Below are 20,721 nucleotides of genomic sequence, written 5' to 3'. Positions count from 1 at the left end.
CGGCCAGATCCCGGGGTGAGCCCCGGGATGTCCCGGAGGCCCTCCGAGCGGCCGGCTTGACGCGCGAATCAGTTAGACTCGCCACGGGCCATCCTCTGGAGAGACATCTTGCAAAGCAGCGGCGCCGGCGCGCGCGCATTCCAGAACGCGCGATTGCAGAAGAAATTGAAGAAGCAGGCGGATGCCGTTATCACCGCGGCGGCGAGCGCCTACGACCAGCGCCGATATGCCGAGACGGATGCGCTCTGCCGTCAGATACTGCAAGCTGTTCCCGATCATTTCGACGCCACGCACCTGCTAGGCCTGTGCGCGCGCCATGGCGGGAGCATCGAGGAGGCGCGACAGCTGCTCGAGCGCGCGATCGCGATCGATCCGCGCTCGCATGAGGCCTATAACAATCTCGCGACCGTGCACTCGGACCTCGGGCACCTTGAGGCGGCCCGCGCCTGTCAGGAGAAGGCGATCGCGCTGAAGCCGAATTTTGTGCTGGCGCTGACCAGCCTTGGCAATACCTTGCTGCATATGAGCCTGCCCGAACAGGCCATCGAACTGTACGATCGCGCCATTCGGCTGAAGCCGGACTATGCCGACGCGCTTTGCAATCGTGGCATTGCCGAGTTGGCGCTGCACAGGTTTGGCAGCGCCAAACAAAGTTTCGAGCGCGCCTTGTTGTTTCAGCCCCGCCACGCGGAAGCGCTTATCGGCAAAGGCACGGTCAGTGTCGACCTCAGGCACTACGGTGATGCGGAAGCCGCGCTCGCAGCCGCGCTCGCGATCAGGCCCAATTCGGCCAAGGCCCTGGCGCACCGCGGACGGCTTCATCTCGAGCTGTCGCGGTTGGAACAGGCGGCCGCGGATTTCGATGCGGCACTTGCGCTTTCGCCCAAGCTCGAGGTGGCGTTGGAGGGGAAGGCGAAAGTCTCGCTCAACGCAGGGAATACGGTGCAGGCGATGCTGGCCTGCACGACCTTGCTCGAGCTTAACCCACGCTCCACGATCGCGATGACGCTGCTGAGCGCCTGTCTTGCACAGCAGGGAGAGATCGCATCCGCGATCGAGCATCTCGACGCCGCGCTGGCAATCGCGCCTGATCATGCGGACTTGATCGCGCGGAAGATCTACTTGCTCGACTTTCTCTCCGAGGCCGATTTCGCGCTCCAGCAGGCAGCGCGAAAACATTGGGGGGAAGCAATCGGCGCCGGACTGCCGCAAAGAAAGCTCTCACCCCGGCAGCTCGATCCTGATCGGCGGATCGTGGTCGGCTATGTCGCGGCCGAGTTCTGGTACCACTCGGCGGCATTCGGCCTGTTGCCGGTGCTGCGCCATCATGATCACGCCAGGTTCGAGATCGTCTGCTATTCGTGTTGGCCGACGCAGGATGAGATGACCGCCAGGTTCAAGTCGATGGCGGACGTCTGGGTCGACGTCTGGCAGCTGTCGGACGACGAACTGGCCGACCGCATCCAAGCCGATGGGATCGATATCCTGATCGACGTGTCCGGGCATACGACCGGCAACAGGCTTCCTGTCTTCGCACGGAAGCCCGCTCCCATCCAGGTCACGGGCTTCGGACATGCGACCGGTACGGGCCTTCAGACCATGGACTATGTGCTCGCGGATCCAATCTTTATTCCGGAATCGACGCGTCATCTGCTGACCGAAAAGGTTCATGATCTGCCGTGCCTGATCACGACCGATCCCATCCTGGACATGCCGCCTTCGGAGCTTCCCATGCTCCGCAACGGCTATGTGACTTTCGGCGTGTTCAACCGCATCTACAAGATCTCGGACGAGGCCATTCGCGTGTGGTCGAAACTGATGCGCGAGGTGACGGGATCAAAGATCATCATCAAGCATACCCTGCTTGACGATCCCTTGCTGCGTGACAGCCTGGTCGCGCGGTTCGTGGCACAGGGCATTGCCGAAGAGAATGTCACGTGCCTGGGCTCGACCCCGCGCCACGAGCATCTGTTGGCGTTTGCGAATGTCGATATTTCCCTCGACACGTTCCCGCAAAATGGTGGCGTCAGCACCTGGGAATCGCTCTATGCGGGCGTCCCGGTCGTGGCCAAGCTCGGCAACGGCGCCTCGTCGCGCGCCGGCGGCTCTATCGTGGCTGCCGTCGACCTCAATGACTGGGTCGCCGAGGACGACGACGGCTATGCCGCGATCGCCTGCAAATACGCGGCGCAGCCGGCACATCTTGCGAAGCTGCGCGCGGAGTTGCCGGCCCGGATCGCGAGTTCGCCCGCCGGCAATGTCAAAATCTACACGGGCAGCGTCGAGGCAGGCTATCGCCAGTTCTGGCGCGACTATTGTGCCTCGGCTTCGAAGGGCGACGAGGGCGCCTGACCCTGCCGGGCGAAGCCTAAAATTGCGTAGGCCGGCTTAGTCGTCCGGAAACCACGCTCCGGCGCGCGGCCGCGCCGGTTCATGGCTCCGAAAGCTATCTCTGTGCTTATGGCGCCAAAAGGGTGCGCCAATGCTCGGTTTCGTTTTCGGCTTGAACCCCCGGCTCGGGCGATTGCATTTCTTCCTCGCCTCGGTCGCGCTTGCGGTCGTGATGACGGCGATCTGCTTTGGAATCGCGATGGCCGTGCTGCGCAACACCTCGCCCAGCGCGATCCGGCCGGAAGACCTCATGAAGAGCTGGGCGATCATCGCTGCGATCGTCTTCTTCGGAGCTGCGACCTTCACGCTGCAATCGATGCGCATCCGTGACATCGGCTGGGATCCGGTCTGCGTGATTCCTGCCTGGATCGCGCTCATGATCGTCGACCATGTCGTCGCGGGCCGGTTTCCGGCCTGGGCGATCGGGCAGGAGCACCAGGCAACGGCGGTCGGCGCGCTCGTCAACCTCGTGCTGATGCTCGCGCTCATGTTCTAGCCGAGCGGCGGCAGCGAAGGCTCCTACGGCACTCCCCTCCCGCCGCGCACGCGCGAGATCAAGCCCTCACTATCGAACGAGCGCCTCGCGCGGGTGTCGCAGGGATCGGTGCGGCCGACCTGGAGCTAGACGAACGGCAGCTTGATGTTGCTGCGCTTCTCCAGCCATTCCGGCACCGGAAGGCTCTTGGCGCGCATGAAGTCGGCGTTGAACAGCTTCGACTGGTAACGGCTGCCGGAATCGCAGAGCACGGTGACGATCGTCTTGCCGGGCCCGAGCTGCTTTGCGAGACGCATCGCGCCGGCAACGTTGATGCCGGTCGAGCCGCCAAGGCACAGGCCTTCGTGCTGGAGCAGCTCGTAGATCACTGTGACCGCTTCGGCATCGGGAATGAGATAGGCGTCATCGACCTTCGCGCTCTCGACGATTGCGGTCGCGCGGTTGAGGCCGATGCCCTCGGTGATCGAGCCGCCCGGCGTTGCCTTCGCATCGCCTGTTCTGAAGTATTCATACATGCCGGCGCCATGCGGATCGGCGCAGGCGATCCTGACGTCCTTGTTCTTCTCTTTCAGGAAGCGGCTGATGCCGGCCAGCGTGCCGCCGCTGCCGACCGAGCAGACGAAACCGTCGATCTTGCCGCCGGTCTGCTCCCAGATCTCAGGACCCGTGGACTCGTAATGCGCCTTCGCATTGTCGAGGTTGTTCCATTGATCGGCGAACAGCACGCCGTTCGGCTCCGTCTTGCGCAGCTCGTCGGCAAGTCGGCGGCCGACATGCTGGTAGCTGTTCGGATTGGAATAGGGCAGTGCCGGCGATTCCAGCAGCTCGGCGCCGCACAGCTTCAGAAAATCCTTCTTCTCCTGGCTCTGCGTCTCCGGGATCACGATCAGCGTGCGGTAACCGCGGGCACTCGCGACGACCGCGAGTCCGATGCCGGTGTTGCCGGCGGTCGCTTCCACCACGAGACCGCCGGGCTTGAGCTCGCCGCGCTTCTCGGCCTCCAGGATCATCCATTTGCCGGCGCGATCCTTCACCGACTGGCCGGGATTCATGAACTCGGCCTTGCCGAGGATGGTGCAGCCGGTCAGTTCGGAAGCGCGCTTGAGCTTGATCAGCGGAGTGTTGCCGATGGCTTCGACAACGTCATTTCGAATGGTCATGTCAGGCAAATCGCTACCAAGGGGTTGATCTTGTTGGCCAGAACCTAGTGCCTGGGAGGCCAAAGGGGAAGGCTTTTGCGCTGCGGCGAAACCGGCGGAAGTGCCCGGAAGCAGTGAAATTTTTGGCAGGAGAGATCGCCGATGCTGCTGTGCTACGTCGCGGGATATCGGTAGGAGAATGTGGCCAACCTCTGCCAGGACTTGGAAGGCAAGGACTTGGAAGGCAAGGACTTGGAAGACCACTTGGAAGACCAGGACTTGGAAGACCAGGACTTGGAAGATAAACGCCGTCGTCAGCAGACCTTCGCCACTGGACGTGACGCGTCGCCGTCGCGCCGTCGAAGGATGCGGTTGGGTACGCGGGAGGCGGTAGACATATCTGCACGACGAATGCCTGTTCGTCTTCGACAATAGACGACCTCGTGGGAGTGGCCCGGCCCGGTTTGGGGACCGGGCTGAAGCCGCGTCGCGAGCGGTGCAGGTGGATTGAAGGGACGGGCGTCGGTGTGGCGGCAATATCACATGAAATCTTGGTAAGCTTGAACGCACTCGGGAATGACCCTGAAATCCAAAAAGCTACTGCAGCAGAGCAGTTTTTTGTATTTTCTTGGTTTTGGGATCGTCGTCCTTTGGCGGCCATCTCGCAACCGCGGGACTGTCCCGCAGTTTCGTGCCCGGCTAGTATGGGCATCAGGTTGCCCAGGAAGCATCACCACTGTGAACGAGTTGTCCAACGCCCCCCGACTGTGCCGCCGCGAATCGGCTAATCCGGCTGCGCGGCGGCGGCTCGATCTGCCGGGCGGGGGCTCGATGTGACACAGGATGTTCCTGCGATCGCCGTGCGGCGGTCTCCAGGTTCCGCGTCCCGGACGCGACGTGCGGCACGCTGGCTTGCGGTGCTGGGCCTCGCCGCGGGCTCGGGCGCTTGCGTGCTGACGCAGGATCTTCCGGATCCGGCGCTCGACGTTCCCACGCAGTACAAATATGCCGGCAAGGCCGATGCACCGCCGTCGCTGGATTGGTGGCGTGGCTTCCGCTCGGCGGAGCTGACGCAACTGATGGAGGAGGCGCACACCGTCAACCTCGATATCGCCGCCGCCGTTTCGCGCATCGTCGAGGCCGACGCCCAGGCGCGGCAGGCGGGTGCGGCGCTGTTGCCGAGCCTTTCCGGCACTGGGCAGGAGACCTATTCGCGCACGTCCGGCTCCTCCGCCTCGGGGCTCACCAATGGCGGCCGTGAGGTCGTCAACTATCAGGCTTCGCTGAGCGCGAGCTACCAGCTCGACTTCTGGGGGCAGAACCGCGACGCGCTCCAGACAGCGGAAGAGACGGCGAATGCCAACCGCTTCGATCGCGACGTCGTTGCGCTGACCACGCTTGCAGGCGTCGCCAACGCCTATTTCCAGGTGCTGGCCTCGCAGGATCGCATCAGGACCTCACAGCGCAACATCGCGAGCGCGCAGCGCATCCTCGATGCCGTCAGGGAACGGCGCAAGGCCGGCACCGGCACCGATCTCGACGTCGCGCAGCAGGAGAGCGTGCTCGCGAACCAGAAGGCGCTGGTGCCGCCGCTGCGCCAGACGCTCGACCAGAACGTCAATGCGCTCGCCGTGTTGGTGTCGCGTCCGCCGGAGAGCGTGCGCGTGCTTGGCGGCTCGCTGAACCGGATTGCGATTCCCCGCGTGACACCCGGCCTGCCGTCGGAGCTCCTGACGCAGCGGCCTGACATCCGCCGGCAGGAGGCCCAGCTCGCCTCCGCGACCGCGAACGTCGGCAATGCCCGTGCGCAGTTCTTTCCGACCATCCAGCTCACCGGCAATGGCGGCTATCAGAGCGCGGCGCTGGTCTCACTGTTCCAGCCGCATGCGGCGTTCTTCCAGCTCGTCGGCAGCGCGACGCAGCCGATCTTCGACGGCGGCAGGATCCTCGGCAATTTCGAGTTTGCCAAGGCGCGGCAGGATGAACTGCTGCAGACCTACCGCAAGACCATCATCCAGTCGTTTGCCGACGTTGACAATGCGCTCTTCTCGATCAAGCAGACCACGATCAGGCTGCAATTGCAGCGCGATGTCCTCAACGCCTCGCGCCGCGCCTTCGATCTCTCGGAGCAACAACTGCGCGCCGGCACCGCCGACATCGTGACCGTGCTCAATACCCAATTGACCCTGTTCCAGGCGGAAGACGCGCTGTCGCAGGCCCAACTTGCCCGGCTTCTTGCTATCGTCAGCCTGTATCAGGCGCTCGGCGGCGGCTGGGAGCCGAGGATGGAGAAACCGGTCAATGCTCTTTAAGCCGGATGCGAAGCAAGGCGTGAAGGAGGGAACGGCGAAGAAGTCGCGCGGGCGCGGCTTCGTCATGACCCTGATCACGCTGGCGATCCTCGGCGGGCTCGGTTACTACGGCTGGACCACCTGGCACCAGCAGCCGCAGCAGGCGAACGGCCGCAATCAACGGCCGGATCTGCCGGTGCCAGTGCTGGCGGCGACCCCGCGGGTCCAAGACGTTCCCGTCTATCTCGACGGCGTCGGCGCGATCCGCGCACTCAACACCGTGACCGTGCGCTCGCAGGTCGACGGCAAGCTGATCGCGGTCAATTTCACCGAGGGACAGGACGTCAAGAAAGGCGACGTGGTCGGCGAGATCGACCCGGCGCTCTACCAGGCGACGTACGATCAGGCCGTTGCGAAGAAGGCGCAGGACCAAGCCCAGCTCGCCAACCAGCGTATCGACCTCACACGCTACGAGCAGCTCGCAGCGTCCAATGCCGGATCCAAGCAGCAGGCCGACACCCAGCGCGCGCTGGTCGCGCAGACCGAGGCGCTGGTCAAGGCCGATCAGGCCGCGATCGACAATGCGGCGGCGACGCTGAGCTACACCAAGATCGTGGCGCCGATTTCGGGCCGCGCCGGCCTGCGCCAGGTCGATCAAGGCAACATCATCCACGCTTCCGACACCACCGGCCTCGTCGTCATCACGCAGTTGCAGCCGATCGCGGTGTGGTTCAGCCTGCCGCAGCAGCAGATCATGCGGGTCAACGCCGCCGCGTCGAAGGGCACGCTCGCGGTCGACGTGTTCGGCAATGACGGCCTCACCGTGATCGACACCGGCAAGCTCACCGGCATCGACAACCAGGTCGACCAGACCACCGGCACGCTCAAGCTCAAGGCCGAATTCCCCAACGCGAATTACCAGCTCTGGCCCGGCCAGTTCGTCAATGTCCGCCTCAAGGTCGAGACCTTGACGCAGGCGCTGGTGGTGCCGACCTCGGCCGTGCAGCGCGGACCGATCGGCACCTTCAGCTATGTGATCGGCGAGGACAATGTCGTCTCGGCCAAGCCGGTGACGGTGACCCAGCAGAACGAGCATGACGCTGTCATTGCCAGCGGCCTGTCGGCGACCGACAAGGTCGTCACCACAGGCTTTGCCAATCTGTCCGACGGCTCCAAGGTGGTCGTCGGCCGCGACGACCAGACCCCGTCGGCCGATCTCGCGCCGCGCAAGCGCTCGCGCGGGCCGGATGGTCAGAAGAAGGATGGCGCAAAAGACGGCCAGAAGGACGGACAAGATAAGGACGGCGAGTTCCGCGCCAAGCGCAAGAGCAGCGAAGGCGACCAGAAGGGCCAGACCGGACCGGCACCAGGGCCGGGAGCATCGGGAAGTGGAGCCAAGCAGCCATGATCCCGACAACAGCCGCCTGAACGGCAGGCGCATCCCATGGGCGTCTCCGAACCCTTCATCCGCCGTCCCATCGCGACCTCGCTGCTCGGCATCGCGCTTCTGATCGGCGGGCTGCTCGGCTATTTCGCGCTGCCGGTGTCTGCCCTGCCGCAGGTCGATTTCCCGACCGTGCAGGTGACGACGCAATTGCCCGGCGCGAGCCCCGACGTGATCGCTTCACTGATCACCGCGCCGCTGGAGCGGCAGCTCGGCCAGATCCCGTCACTGTCGGCGATGAACTCGACGAGCTCGTTCGGCGTCAGCCAGATCTCGCTCCAATTCGATCTCAACCGCGACATCGACGGCGCGACCCAGGACGTCCAGGCCGCCATCAACGCGGCGGCCGGCGTGCTGCCCAAGACGCTGCCTTATCCGCCGACCTACGCCAAGGTGAACCCGGCCGATGCGCCGGTGATGACGTTGGCGCTGCGCTCCGACACGATCTCGTTGCGGGCGATGAGCGACATCGCCGACACGCTTCTGGCGCAGCGTTTGAGCCAGATATCCGGTGTCGGACGCGTCTCGGTGCTCGGCGGGCTGAAGCCGGCGGTTCGCATCCAGGCGGATCTCGCGCGGCTCGCAGCCTACGGCATTGCCATGGAGGACCTGCGCACCGCGATTGCCAATGCCAACGTGTCGGGGCCGAAAGGCTCGCTCGACGGCGCGCAGCAATCCTACATCATCGCCGCCAACGACCAGATCGCCGCCGCCGACGCCTACAAACCTGTCATCATCGCCTACCGCAACGGCTCGCCGGTCACGATTGCCGACGTCGCCCAGATCGTCGATGGCCTCGAGAACGACCGTACCGGCGGCTGGTACCAGGGCTCGCCGGCCGTCATCATCGACATCCAGCGTCAGCCCGGCGCCAATGTGATCGACGTCGTCAGCCAGATCCGCGCGGAAATCCCAAAGGTCCAGCGGGCCATTCCGGCCGGCGTGAACCTCACCATCGTCTCCGATCGCACCGTCACCATCCGTGCCTCGGTGCGCGACGTGCAGTTCACGCTGATCCTGAGCGTCGTGCTGGTGACGCTGGTGGTGCTGCTGTTCCTGCGTTCGCTGCGCGCCACGCTGATCGCCGGCGTGGCGCTGCCGCTGTCGCTGATCACGAGCTTCGGCATCATGTATTTCGCCGGCTTCAGCCTCGACAATCTGTCGCTGATGGCGCTCACCATCGGCACCGGCTTCGTCGTCGACGACGCCATCGTGATGATCGAGAACATCGTCCGTCACATGGAGAACGGCGACAACGCGATGGAAGCCTCGCTGAAGGGTGCCAGCGAGATCGGCTTCACCGTGATCTCGCTGACGGTGTCGCTGATTGCGGTGTTCATCCCGCTGTTGTTCATGTCGGGCCTTGTGGGCCGCATGTTCCGCGAATTCGCGCTGACGCTGACGATCGCGGTCGTGACCTCGGCCGTGGTCTCGCTGACGCTGACGCCGATGATGTGCTCGCGGCTGCTTCGCCATGCGCATGAGGAACTGGCGGTACCGGGACTGGCCGCCGTCAGCCGCTTCATCGACCGAACCGTCGAGTTCTATCATCGAACGCTGTTGTGGGTGCTGGAACGCCAGCGCGCGACGCTGGTCGTGACTTTTGCTACGCTGATTGCGACTCTGGCGCTCTATGTCGTCGCGCCAAAGGGCTTCCTGCCGCTGCAGGACACCGCCTCGATCACGGCGGTGACGGAGGCCGGGCCTGACGTGTCGTTCGCGGAGATGCAGAAGCGGCAGGCCGAGACCGCCGATGCCATCAAGGCCGACCCCGATGTGACCGGCGTGGTCTCGGTGATCGGTGCGGGCTCGGTCAATCCGACCACCAATGTCGGCCGTCTTGTCATGACGCTGAAACCGCGGGGCGAGCGGCGCGACGATGTCAGCGTGGTGATCACCCGTCTGAAGGAGAGGGTGTCGGGCATCCCCGGCATGACCGTCTATTTCCAGCCGGTGCAGGACGTGCAGATCTCGACCCAATCGAGCCGCTCGCAATACCAGTACACGCTGACCGGCACCGACGCGGCGCTGGTGTCGGAATGGGCGCGCAAGCTGGTCGCCGAAATGCGGCGCGAACCGATGTTCCGCGACGTCTCGTCGGAGGCGCAGGAAGGCGGATTGCGGGCGCAGCTCACGGTCGACCGCACCCGCGCCGGCCAGCTCGGTGTCAGCCTCCAGGGCATCACCGACACGCTCAATGACGCCTTCGCGCAGCGCCAGATCTCGACCATCTACGGTCAGGCCAACCAGTACCGCGTGGTGCTTGAAGCGCTGCCGATGTACCAGCGCGATCCATCGATTCTGTCGAAGCTTTATCTGCCGGGCGGGGCGAGCGCGACCGCCGGCGCGCCTAACGCACAGGTGCCGCTCTCCGCCGTGGCGACGCTGACACGCACCATCGCGCCGCTCGCGATTTCGCACCAGGCGCAGTTCCCGTCGATCTCGCTCAGCTTCAACCTCGCGCCCGGCGCGGCGCTCGGCGATGCCGTCGAGGCCGTGAAGACCATCGAGACCCGGATCGAGATGCCCAACAGCATCGTCGGCGTCTATGCCGGCGACGCCGCCGAATTCTCCAAGGCGCTTGCCGGTCAGCCCTGGCTGCTGCTCGCCGCGGTGATCACGATCTACATCGTGCTCGGCGTGCTCTACGAGAGCTACATCCATCCGATCACGATCCTGTCCACGCTGCCGTCAGCCGGCGTCGGCGCGATCCTGGCGCTGATGCTGTGCGGGCAGGACCTCTCGGTGATCGGGCTGATCGGCATCATCCTGCTGATGGGCATCGTCAAGAAGAACGCGATCATGATGATCGACTTCGCGCTCGAGGCCGAGCGCCGGCAGGGGATGTCGCCGAACGAGGCGATCGTTCAGGCTTGTCTCCTGCGTTTCCGCCCCATCATGATGACGACGCTGGCCGCGCTGTTCGGCGCGCTGCCGCTGGCAATCGAGAGCGGCACCGGCGCCGAGCTGCGCTTTCCGCTCGGCATCTCCATCATTGGCGGCCTGCTGCTGAGCCAGCTGCTCACGCTCTACACCACACCAGTGATCTACCTCGCGCTCGACCGCATCAACCGCCGCCTCGAGCAGGCGTTGCCGCCGGCCGAATCCGGCGGCCCGCCTGTCGCGGGCGCGACCGAGGGGATGCAGTGATGGCATCGATCTCGGAGCCCTTCATCCGCCGCCCGGTCGCGACCACGCTGCTGTCGATCGGGTTGTTCCTGCTGGGCGTCGTTGCCTACGAGTTTCTCCCCGTCGCGTCGGTCCCGAACGTCGATTTCCCCGCCATCTTCGTCTCGGCCAGCCGTCCCGGCGCCGACCCGTCCGTGATGGCCGCGACCGTAGCCTCGCCGCTGGAGCGGCGGCTCGGCGAGATCGCTGGCATCAACCAGATCACCTCGACGTCGTCGCTCGGTACGACCAACATCCAGCTCCAGTTCGACATCGGCCGCAACATCGACAAGGCCGCGCGCGACGTGCAGGCGGCAATCAACGCCTCGCTGGTGGACCTGCCGAGCGATTTGCCGACGCTGCCGCGCTTTCGCAAGGCCAACACCGCCGGCGCCCCCGTGTTCGTGCTGGCGCTGACCTCGAAGACGCTGTCGGCGAGCGCGATCTATGACGTCGCCGATACGGTTTTGGCCCAGCGCATCTCGCAGGTGCCGGGCGTCGGCGACGTCACGGTTTCCGGCGCCGATCAGCCGGCGGTGCGGGTGCAGCTCAACCCCGTCGCGCTGTCGAACGCCGGCATCGCCACGGACGACGTGCGGACCGCGATCATCAATGCCAACCCGCTCGGTCCGGTCGGCATCTTCAACGGCGAGCGCCAGAGCGAGACGCTGGGGCTCAACAGGCAGATGCGGACGGCCAAGGAGTTCCGCGACATCGTCATCAAGAGCTCGAACGGCAATTTTGTGCGGCTGGCCGATGTCGCCGACATCGAGGATTCCGTCCGTAACGCCCGCTCCATCGCCTGGTTCAACAAGCAGCCGGCGGTGTTGATCCAGATCACCAAGCAGGGCGATGCCAACGTCATTGACACCGTCGACCGGGTGAAGGCGCTGATTCCGGCGCTGAAGCAGTGGATCCCGGCGGGCGTCGATATTTCCACGTTGGTCGATCGCACCACCACGATCCGCGCCAGCGTGCTCGACATGCAGTGGACCTTGCTCGCGACCGCCATCCTGGTGATGGTCGTGGTATTCGTGTTCCTGCGACGGCTCACGCCGACGATCGCGGCCGGGATCTCCGTGCCGCTGGCGCTGGCCGGGACCTGCGCCGGCATGTGGGTCGCGGGCTTCTCGATCGACAATCTGTCGCTGATGGCGCTGGCGATCTCCGTCGGCTTCGTGGTCGACGACGCCATCGTCATGATCGAGAACATGTACCGCAATCTCGAGCACGGCATGCGGCCGCTCCAGGCGGCATTGGACGGGGCCCGGCAGATCGGCTTCACCGTGGTGTCGATCAGCCTGTCGCTGATCGCGGCCTTCACGCCGCTGATCTTCATGGATGGCATCGTCGGCCGGTTGCTGCGCGAGTTCTCGCTGACGCTGACCTTTGCGATCCTGGTCTCGACGCTGGTGTCGCTCACGGTAACGCCGATGATCTGCGCCCATTACATCCGGCAGACCACGTCCGGCACGGCAACCCTGTTCGACCGCATCATCGAAGGCTCGCTGTCGCGCATCGTCGCGTTCTACACCCGCACCTTGCGCACCGTGCTGGAATTTCCGATGCTGACGCTGCTGGTGTTCTTCGCCACCATTGCGTTGACGGTGACGCTCTACATCAAGATTCCGAAGGGCTATTTCCCGACGGACGATTCCGGCTTCGTCATCGGGGCGACGCGCGCCTCGGCCGACATCTCGTTCCAGTCCATGCTCGGCCTCCAGCAGCGGCTCGCCGACATCGTGATGCAGGATCCGGCGGTGGCCGGCATCGGCTCAACGGTCGGCAGCGGGGGTGGCGGCCCGGGCGCTGCGACCTCCAATCGCGGCACCATGTTCATCAGCCTGAAGCCGCCGGAGGAGCGCGACCACGTCTCGACCCAGGTGGTGATCGACCGTCTCAGGCGGGCGTTATACCCCGTGCCCGGCATCCGCCTGTTCATGTTCGCGGCCCAGGACGTGCGCGCCGGCGGGCGGCAGAGCGATTCCGACTACCAGTACACGCTGACCAGCACCGATCTTGGCCTATTGCAGAAGTGGGCGCCGATCGTGGCCAAGCGCATGGAAAGCGTCGAGGGCATCACCGACATCTCCAGCGACCGCGATCCCGGCGGGCTGCAACTGACGTTGTCCATCGACCGCCAGAAGGCGTCGGCCCTCGGCGTGCGCGTCCAGGACATCGACAACGCGCTGAACAACGCGTTTTCGCAGCGGCAGATCGGGATCATCTACACCCAGCGCAACCAGTACATGACCGTGCTGGAGATCGATCCGAAATTCCAGGTCGACCCGGCCAACCTCGAACGCATCTATGTCGCTGGCGCCAATGACGCGCAGGTACCGCTGTCGGCCGTGGTGCATGCGACGCGCGGACTCGCCGCGCTCGCGGTCTATCATTCGCAGTCGTTCCCATCGACCACGGTGTCGTTCAACCTGTTGCCGGACGCAGCGCTCCAGGCCGCAACGCAGAACATCCAGCGCGCGGTCGAGGAGCTGCACATGCCGGAAGGCATTCGCGGCAGTTTTGATGGCAATGCCGGCGATTTCGCCAAGACCAGCGGCCGACAGCCGCTCCTCATCCTCGGCGCGCTGGTGGCGATGTATATCGTGCTCGGCGTGCTCTATGAGAGCCTCGCCCATCCGCTGACGATCATCTCGACGCTGCCCTCGGCGGGCCTCGGCGCGCTGCTGGCCTTGCAGCTCACCAATACGCCGCTGACGGTGATCGCGTTCGTCGGCATCATCCTGTTGATCGGCATCGTCAAGAAGAACGGAATCATGATGGTGGATTTCGCGCTCGACGCGGAGCGCCAGCGCGGCTTGTCGTCTGCGGAGGCGATCTTCGAGGCCTGCCAGGCGCGTTTTCGCCCGATCCTGATGACGACCATGGCGGCATTGTTCGCTGGCATTCCGCTGGTGGTCGCGACCGGGCCCGGCACGGAACTCCGCCGCCCGCTCGGCATCACCATCATCGGCGGGTTGTTCGTCTCGCAGATCCTGACGCTCTACACCACGCCGGTGATCTACCTGCTGATCGATCGCCTGCGCCGGCGTTCCGAGCCGCGCCCCCTGGCCGCGCCGGCTGAATAGGCGGGTTGTTGAACCGCCGTGCAAAGCGTATAGCGGCGGCCATGTCGAACCCAGCAGAGACGGCCGCCGCAGCGCCCGAGCCGATCCCCGAATGCCCGCATTGCCAGAAGCCGATGCCGCTGTGCATCTGCGACAGTGTCACGCCGATCGAAAAGAGCCGGCTTGGGCTCCTGATCCTGCAGCATCCGCAGGAGCAGGACAGGGCGCTCGGCACCGCGCGGCTGCTTGCGAAGCATTTCGCCGGTGCCACGCTGCGGGTCGGCCTGTCCTGGCCGAGTCTGTCCAAGGCGCTGGGGCAACCGATCGAGAACGCCTCGCACTGGGCCGTGCTCTATCTCGGCTCGGCGCACGCCGCCGATCTCGAGGCCGAGGGCGAGATATTGGCGCTCAACCGCAAAGGCGAGATCGCCGAGAACCAGCGCGCGATCCTGGGCAAGCTCGAAGGCGTGGTGCTGCTCGACGGCACCTGGAGCCAGGCCAAGGCGCTGTGGTGGCGCAACCCCTGGATGCTGAAATGCCAGCGGGTGATCCTCAACCCGGCGCGCCCCTCGCGCTACGGGCGCCTGCGCAAGGAGCCGCGGAAAGATGGGCTCTCCACCATCGAGGCGGCGGCGACGATCCTGGCCAGTCTTGAGAAGCGCCCTGACATCGCGGAAACGCTGAACGCCAGTTTTGAACGGATGTTGACGCGCTACCGCGAGGTGCAGGTCGCGATGCCGGAACTGGCTCCGAAGCCGCCGGTGAAGGACCGCCGGCGCGGTGTCCGGCGGGGGAAGCGAGCCTGACTTCGGCCTAGATCATCCGTACGGTTGATTGCCCGGCGCGGAGCGGGCGGATAGAGACCATCGGCCAACAGGCCGCGATCTGCTATCCTGTCGCGCATCGGAGAGCCGGAAGCGGAAGGGGCCGTCGAATTCAGCTTGCAGCGAAGGAAATCCTTGCCCAGGCGGCGCGGTTCGATCGTTGGGGCACGCTGGCCCTGATGGACATTTCGCTGCGCTACCGCCGTACCGTGATCGGCCCGCTCTGGATCACGCTGACGCTCGCCGCGACGATTGCCAGCGTCGGCACGGTCTATGCGGCACTGTTCAGGCAGGACATCACCAGCTTTCTGCCGGCCTTCGCCGTCGGCCTGATCGTCTGGACCCTGATCGCGACGACGCTTCAGGAGGGCTCCAACATCTTCGTGGCGTCAGGCCATTTGATCAAGGCGGTGCCGGCGCCGCTGATCGTGCATGTGCTCCAGATGATCGCGCGCAACGTCCTCATCTTCGCGCATCATCTGGTGATCGTGATCCTGCTCTATCTCGTGATGCGGTGGCCGCTGCAGGGGAGCATGCTGCTCGCGGCGCCGGGCCTTGCGATCCTGCTCGTCGTGCTGCTTGGCGGCTCGGTTGCGCTCGGCATGCTCTGCGCGCGGTTTCGCGACGTCGGCTCGGCGATCGTCAGCGGGCTGCAATTCGTCTTCTTCCTGACGCCGATCATCTGGACCGAGGACAGCGTGCGCGGCACCGCGTTCCAGTGGCTGGTCCGCGCCAATCCGTTCGCGACACTGCTTGATCTGGTGCGCCGGCCGCTGCTCTCGCAGCCGACCGATGCGGAGCAATGGCTGCTCGGGATCGTCTATGCAGCCGTCGTGGTCGTCGTCGCCCTCGGTTGCTACGCAAAATACCGCCACCGCGTGGCGTATTGGCTGTGAGGCGCGAGATATGATCCCCGCAGCTCATATCGCGCTTCGCAACGTCTCGGTGAGATTTCCGGTGCTGTCGTTCCGCGACCGCTCGCTGCGCAGCCGGTTCGTACGTGCCGTGACGCTGCGACGGGAGGCGCCGCGCCCGCACATCGTCAGCGCGTTGAACGACGTCAATCTCGATATCGTTGCGGGCGACCGCGTCGCTATCGTCGGGGCCAACGGCGCCGGCAAGACCACGCTGCTGCGGGTGCTCGCAGGCATCTACCATCCGACGGCGGGCAACGTCGACGTGCTCGGCCGCTGCCTGTCGCTGTTCGACCTGTCGGCCGGCTTCGACGAGGAAGCGACCGGCTACGAGAACATCATGCGGCGCGGGCTCGTGATCGGCGCGCGGCGCTCCGAGATCGACGCCCGGCGCACAGAAATCGCGGAATTCACCGAGCTCGGCGACCGGCTGGACCTGCCGCTGCGCACCTATTCCAGCGGCATGATGCTGCGTCTGATCTTTGCGGTCGCAACCGCAGTGGAGGGCGAGATCGTGCTGCTCGACGAATGGATCGGCGTCGGCGACCAGCAATTCCGCAAAAAGGCGCGGCAGCGGCTCGACGAGATTGTCGCGCGCGCCGGCATCCTGGTGCTGGCCTCGCACGACGTCGATCTGATCAAAAGCACCTGCAATCGCGCGATCCTGCTGGAGGAGGGGCGGATCGTGGCGGCCGGCGCGACCGATGAGATTCTCGCCCAATATCTCGGCCGCGGGAAGGCGTAGCCGCCCGGCCGGGGTTGCCTAAATCCTTGATCCCCTATATTGCTCCGCCCTCGTTGGGGCCACGTGGCGGAGTGGTTACGCGCCGGTCTGCAAAACCGTTTACTCGGGTTCGAGTCCCGACGTGGCCTCCATCACAACCTCCTGATATCTCAGCAATTATTGGATCCATCGGGCTCGCGGGCGATGCCTGCCGGCTGCGGACACCGGGTTTGCCCGGAGCGTGGCGGAAACCTGCCATTCAGCCCGCTGGCATAGTCTTCGCATCTGCGAAGTGATGCATCCCAACGATCGAGCGCTGGAGAGCACGTGAGCGAAATCGTCCGATTTATCCCGAAATCCGAACTGGAGCGGGCTCGCCTCATTCGCGAGGCCCGCGCGATCTATGACAGCATCTTTCTGTCGGCCGCACCCGACCAGGCGCCCCAGAACGGCGGGGAGAGCGTCAAGACGTGATCGCGGCCGCGCCGGATTCGGCGTAGGGACCATAGCAGAACGCCCGCAGGGCGCGGGCGGATCCGTTCACGGTGGAATTGAGCTCAGCAGGCCGCGTACCAGCCGTCCGGAAACGGCAGCAGGGGCCAGGCGCCCTCGTTGTCATTGGCGGCCTGGGACTTCGCGAAAGCCTTGGGTTTCGCGTAATACGTCCACGAGCGGGGCACGAAATCCTCCTCCGGCCCGAACGCCAGATCTTCATGGACCATGGCGTCCTGGACGGCATCCAGCAGCAAGTTGAATTCGGCTTCGCTCATCCCACCCTCCGGACCGCGGATGGGGCAATGTCGCAAAGCCGGCTTGTTTCCGGATTGAGCCGATCGTTCGCATTTTAACGATCCGCCAATCGGGTTCCGATTGGTTAGCGATTGGTAAAAATCCCCCTGGGAGACTTGGGTTCCTATCGCGCGCCCTCAGTGTGAAGGAGATCACATCTTCGGCTGTTCCTTTCTCCTACCCCTTTGCACAGCGGCCAAGACAGGCCGGGCGGGCAGGGCAGAACGGGAGACTGGTCATGAAGGCGAGGTTCTTGCGGTTCGCGGGTGTGAAAAGCCGGGCGCGTCGCGCCTCGACGCTCGGGCTGTTCCTGACGCTGTTTGCCTCCGCGGCCCATGCACAGCAGGGAACGCCCGAACAGCGCCGGGCCTGCACCCCCGACGTCTACCGCCTCTGTGCCGGCGAAATCCCCAACGTCCGGGCCATCACGGCGTGCCTGCGCCGTAACCGGTCAAGCTTGAGTGAGGCTTGCCGCACCGTTTTCGATCAAGGCGGCGGCTGACATACCGGCCCTGTGGGTTTGTGCGCAGCAAGTGGCCCTTGCGGGCTTGCGAATCCGGCATAGTCGGCTTGTGGATATACTGTGGGTATGCTGCGGACAGGCTGTGGACGGCGGTGATGTGCTTCGGATGTCGCCCTCAGATGCGTCCTTCGATTGTCATATCCCTGTCAAATGACCACACCACATGTTTCCCTGATCGTGCAGATCACCGCGTGGCGCAAGATCTTGATTCCTCCGAATTCGGAGTTGCGCCCCCGCGAGCATCCCTCACGCACGAACAGTTTTTGTGCAGCCGCGTGCCCAAATGACGGGCTCCCTCCATCCAATTATTTGTACGCCCGCGGACAAGCTTTCCGCTCCGCTCTCCTCCTAGGCTCGCTTCCGGAATCTGGAACATGGCCATTGCCATGACAATTCGAAGGAGCTGGAGATGGAGAGACCGGTATTGTCCCAGGCGCGGGGGATCGCGCGTGCATCGCTGTCTTGGCGCAAGGGCGCGCTCGGCGCCGCCGTTGCTTTCGGCACGCTGGCAGCCGCGCCCCTGAGCGCGCAGGCTGCGGCGCCGGCGTCCTGCGCCGCGCTCCAGGACAAATATCCGGACTGGAAGGGCAAGACCCTGGTCAACGCGATCAATCCGCACACGCCGGGCTATGAGACGATCGATCCGAAGGATCCCAGCAAATATATCGGCTTCGACATCGATCTCGGCGAAGCCATCGGCGAATGCCTCGGCTTCAAGCTGACCTACAAGCCGGTGACGTTCGCTGCACTCCTGACCACGCTCGCCGCCGGACAAGCCGACATCGTCATCTCCGACATCTACGCCACCAAGGAGCGCGCCAAGGCCGCCGACTTCATCACCTATTCGAAGGTGTTCGACGGCGTGCTGGTCGCCAAGGGGAATCCTAAGGGCATCAACGGCATCAACATGTCGATGTGCGGCGCGGCTGCCGCCGAAAACACCGGCTATGTCGAGGTACCGCTGATCCAGGCCCTGATGCCCGAGTGCAAGAAGGCCGGCAAGCCGGAGCCGACCGTCCAGCTCTACGACAACAACGCCAATTGCATCCAGGCGATCCTCGCCGGCCGCGCCGACACCTATGTCAACGACGTCAACACCGTCGACAGCGCGGTCAAGGCCTATCCGGACAAGCTGGAGAAGGCGACCGCGGTGACGATCCCGTATTCGGTCGGCATCGCCGTGCCCAAGGACAAGCCGAAATTCCGTGACGCCGTGCTCGCCGCGCTGGTCGAGGTGCAGAAGGCCGGCACGCATATGGAGCTTCTGAAGAAGCATGGGCTCGACGTGAACAACTTCAAGGAGCCTGACATTCTGACGGCCGACTGATGTCGCTGTTCCTCCATTACCTGAGCATGCCGTATCTGCTCGAGGGCATCGAGCTCACCCTCGAGGTGACTGCCCTCGGGCTCGGCGGCGGATTGATCCTCGGATTGATCCTCGCCGGCATGCAGCTCTCTCGCTTCTGGCTGCTGGCGGCGATCGCCAGGGCCTACACTGTGATCTTCCGCGGCACGCCGCTGATCCTGCAAATGGTGTTTGCGTACGACGCGTTGCCCCATATGGGCATCAAGTTGCCGGCGGTGCTCGCCGCCGGCCTTGCGCTGGCCTGCAATGAGGCGCCGTTCATCGCCGAGATGCTGCGTGCCGGCGTGCTCGGCGTCGATCGCGGGCAGGTGACGGCCGGCCAGGCGCTCGGCATGACGCCGCGGATATTGATGTGGCGGGTGATCGCGCCGCAGGCGATCCGCACCATGATTCCTGCGTTTGGCAACGAGGCGGTGAGCGCGCTGAAAAACTCCTCGCTGGCCTCCGTCGTCGCGGTCCAGGAGCTGACGCTGCGCTCGACCCAGCTTGCGTCCTCGACCTTCGATTTCTTCTCGATTTTCTTCGCCTCGGGCTTGCTGTACCTCGTGCTGACCTTTGCCATCAGCATCATTCAGCTTTTTGTCGAATGGCTGCTCGATCTCGACCGCGCCAAAGCTCGCCAGCGCAAGCTCGCCGATTATCTGCCCTGGCGCCGCGTCGATCTCGCCGCCAAAGTCGAACTTGCCGCCGTCACGGCTGATGATCCAGTGCCCGCACAGGCAGAACTCGCCGACACACCTCCGCTCGCCTTGACCCGCGAGGAGCGCACCCGGCGTGCGGCGACGATTTCGCGCAACAACATCGCGGTCGAGACCAAGGACCTCACCAAGTGCTACGGCGCGCAAAAAGTGCTCGGCGGCCTCGATCTCACGGTGCGCGTCGGCGAGGTGGTCGCGCTGCTCGGGCCCAGTGGCTCCGGCAAGAGCACGCTGCTTCGCTGCATCAATCATCTCGAAAGCTGGGATTCCGGCACCGTGCGCGTCGGCGGCCGCCGCCTCGGTTTCGACGACGCCGGCAAGCTGCTGCCGCCGCGCGCGATTGCCAATGAGCGGGCCAGCCTGGGCGTCGGCATGGTGTTCCAGCAGTTCAACCTGTTCGCCCATCTTTCGGCGAAGGAAAACATCGCGGGGCCCTTGCGCTGGGTGCACGGCATGACCCGCATTGATGCGGATCGCCGCGCTGCCGAGCTGCTCGACCGGGTCGGGCTGTCGCACCGCGCCGACGCGCTGCCGCGGCATCTCTCTGGCGGCCAGCAGCAGCGCGTCGCCATCGCGCGGGCGCTGGCACCCAATCCAAGCGTGCTGCTCCTGGACGAGCCGACCTCGGCGCTTGATCCCGAGCTCGTCAGCGAGGTGCTGGAGGTGATCCGGCGGCTCGCCATCGATGACGGCCTCACCATGATCATCTCGACGCACCAGATCCGCTTCGCTGATGAAGTAGCCGACCGCGTCGCGTTCCTGAGTGGCGGCGCGATCATCGAGGAGGGGCCAGCGCACGAGGTGCTCTCCAACCCCCGCAATCCGCTGACGGCGCGTTTCCTCAGCGTGATGGAAGCCGACAAGACTTCGGAGGCGGTGCGATGAG

The 20,721-nt window shown here is 64.8% G+C and carries 15 protein-coding genes and 1 tRNA gene; 14 read left to right on the top strand and 2 right to left on the bottom strand.

What is annotated here, in order from left to right; genetic code table 11:
- Positions 1–108 precede the first annotated feature (108 nt).
- Positions 109–2,352, top strand: coding sequence for a tetratricopeptide repeat protein (locus tag IVA88_RS21485; protein ID WP_247499172.1), 2,244 nt, complete (start codon positions 109–111; stop codon positions 2,350–2,352).
- 130 nt (positions 2,353–2,482) lie between these two features.
- A complete protein-coding gene (locus IVA88_RS21480; protein ID WP_247499171.1) occupies positions 2,483–2,887 on the top strand; it encodes a hypothetical protein in 405 nt (134 codons plus the stop codon).
- 125 nt (positions 2,888–3,012) lie between these two features.
- Here the strand turns inward: IVA88_RS21480 and IVA88_RS21475 are convergent, their stop codons facing one another.
- Positions 3,013–4,047, bottom strand: coding sequence for a cysteine synthase A (locus tag IVA88_RS21475; RefSeq protein WP_247499170.1), 1,035 nt, complete (start codon positions 4,045–4,047; stop codon positions 3,013–3,015).
- Positions 4,048–4,886: 839 nt separating this feature from the next.
- Here IVA88_RS21475 and IVA88_RS21470 point away from each other — a divergent pair.
- The 9 genes from IVA88_RS21470 (at position 4,887) to IVA88_RS21430 (ending at position 16,933) form a co-directional block, all read left to right on the top strand.
- On the top strand, positions 4,887–6,338 hold the full coding sequence (locus tag IVA88_RS21470) for an efflux transporter outer membrane subunit (protein WP_247500379.1): 1,452 nt from the start codon (positions 4,887–4,889) through the stop codon (positions 6,336–6,338).
- Complete coding sequence (locus tag IVA88_RS21465) at positions 6,328–7,725, top strand: efflux RND transporter periplasmic adaptor subunit (RefSeq protein WP_247499169.1); 1,398 nt, start codon at positions 6,328–6,330, stop codon at positions 7,723–7,725. The genes IVA88_RS21470 and IVA88_RS21465 overlap by 11 nt, the downstream gene beginning before the upstream one ends.
- Before the next feature lie 36 nt (positions 7,726–7,761).
- Positions 7,762–10,911: an efflux RND transporter permease subunit gene (locus tag IVA88_RS21460; protein ID WP_247499168.1), complete on the top strand. Its 3,150-nt coding sequence runs from the start codon at positions 7,762–7,764 to the stop codon at positions 10,909–10,911.
- On the top strand, positions 10,911–14,018 hold the full coding sequence (locus IVA88_RS21455; RefSeq protein WP_247499167.1) for an efflux RND transporter permease subunit: 3,108 nt from the start codon (positions 10,911–10,913) through the stop codon (positions 14,016–14,018). Before IVA88_RS21460 ends, IVA88_RS21455 begins: the two co-directional genes overlap by 1 nt.
- 41 nt (positions 14,019–14,059) lie before the next feature.
- Positions 14,060–14,803, top strand: coding sequence for a tRNA-uridine aminocarboxypropyltransferase (locus IVA88_RS21450; protein ID WP_247499166.1), 744 nt, complete (start codon positions 14,060–14,062; stop codon positions 14,801–14,803).
- Positions 14,804–15,000: 197 nt separating this feature from the next.
- The gene (locus tag IVA88_RS21445) at positions 15,001–15,717 is read left to right on the top strand and encodes an ABC transporter permease (protein WP_247499165.1); all 717 of its coding nucleotides are present in this window, start codon (positions 15,001–15,003) and stop codon (positions 15,715–15,717) included.
- A 10-nt stretch (positions 15,718–15,727) separates the two neighbouring features.
- A complete protein-coding gene (locus IVA88_RS21440) occupies positions 15,728–16,480 on the top strand; it encodes an ABC transporter ATP-binding protein (RefSeq protein ID WP_247499164.1) in 753 nt (250 codons plus the stop codon).
- 57 nt (positions 16,481–16,537) lie between these two features.
- Positions 16,538–16,611 (top strand) — tRNA-Cys (locus IVA88_RS21435).
- A gap of 175 nt (positions 16,612–16,786) precedes the next feature.
- Complete coding sequence (locus IVA88_RS21430) at positions 16,787–16,933, top strand: hypothetical protein (protein WP_247499163.1); 147 nt, start codon at positions 16,787–16,789, stop codon at positions 16,931–16,933.
- Between the two features lie 83 nt (positions 16,934–17,016).
- On the opposite strand, the gene IVA88_RS21425 is transcribed toward IVA88_RS21430, so the two are convergent.
- Positions 17,017–17,229: a hypothetical protein gene (locus tag IVA88_RS21425; RefSeq protein ID WP_247499162.1), complete on the bottom strand. Its 213-nt coding sequence runs from the start codon at positions 17,227–17,229 to the stop codon at positions 17,017–17,019.
- Positions 17,230–17,486: 257 nt separating this feature from the next.
- Here IVA88_RS21425 and IVA88_RS21420 point away from each other — a divergent pair, with 257 nt between their 5' ends.
- From IVA88_RS21420 to IVA88_RS21410, 3 genes are all read left to right on the top strand, one after another.
- On the top strand, positions 17,487–17,750 hold the full coding sequence (locus IVA88_RS21420) for a hypothetical protein (RefSeq protein WP_247499161.1): 264 nt from the start codon (positions 17,487–17,489) through the stop codon (positions 17,748–17,750).
- Positions 17,751–18,180: 430 nt separating this feature from the next.
- A complete protein-coding gene (locus IVA88_RS21415; RefSeq protein ID WP_247499160.1) occupies positions 18,181–19,098 on the top strand; it encodes an ABC transporter substrate-binding protein in 918 nt (305 codons plus the stop codon).
- Complete coding sequence (locus IVA88_RS21410) at positions 19,098–20,720, top strand: amino acid ABC transporter permease/ATP-binding protein (RefSeq protein WP_247499159.1); 1,623 nt, start codon at positions 19,098–19,100, stop codon at positions 20,718–20,720. The genes IVA88_RS21415 and IVA88_RS21410 overlap by 1 nt, the downstream gene beginning before the upstream one ends.
- The last annotated feature ends 1 nt before the right edge of the window (position 20,721 follow it).

Source organism: Bradyrhizobium sp. 149 (genome assembly GCF_023073915.1).
GTDB lineage: Bacteria > Pseudomonadota > Alphaproteobacteria > Rhizobiales > Xanthobacteraceae > Bradyrhizobium.
Note: the sequence above shows the minus strand (reverse complement) of the source record. Positions and strands in the feature narration are given on the sequence as shown.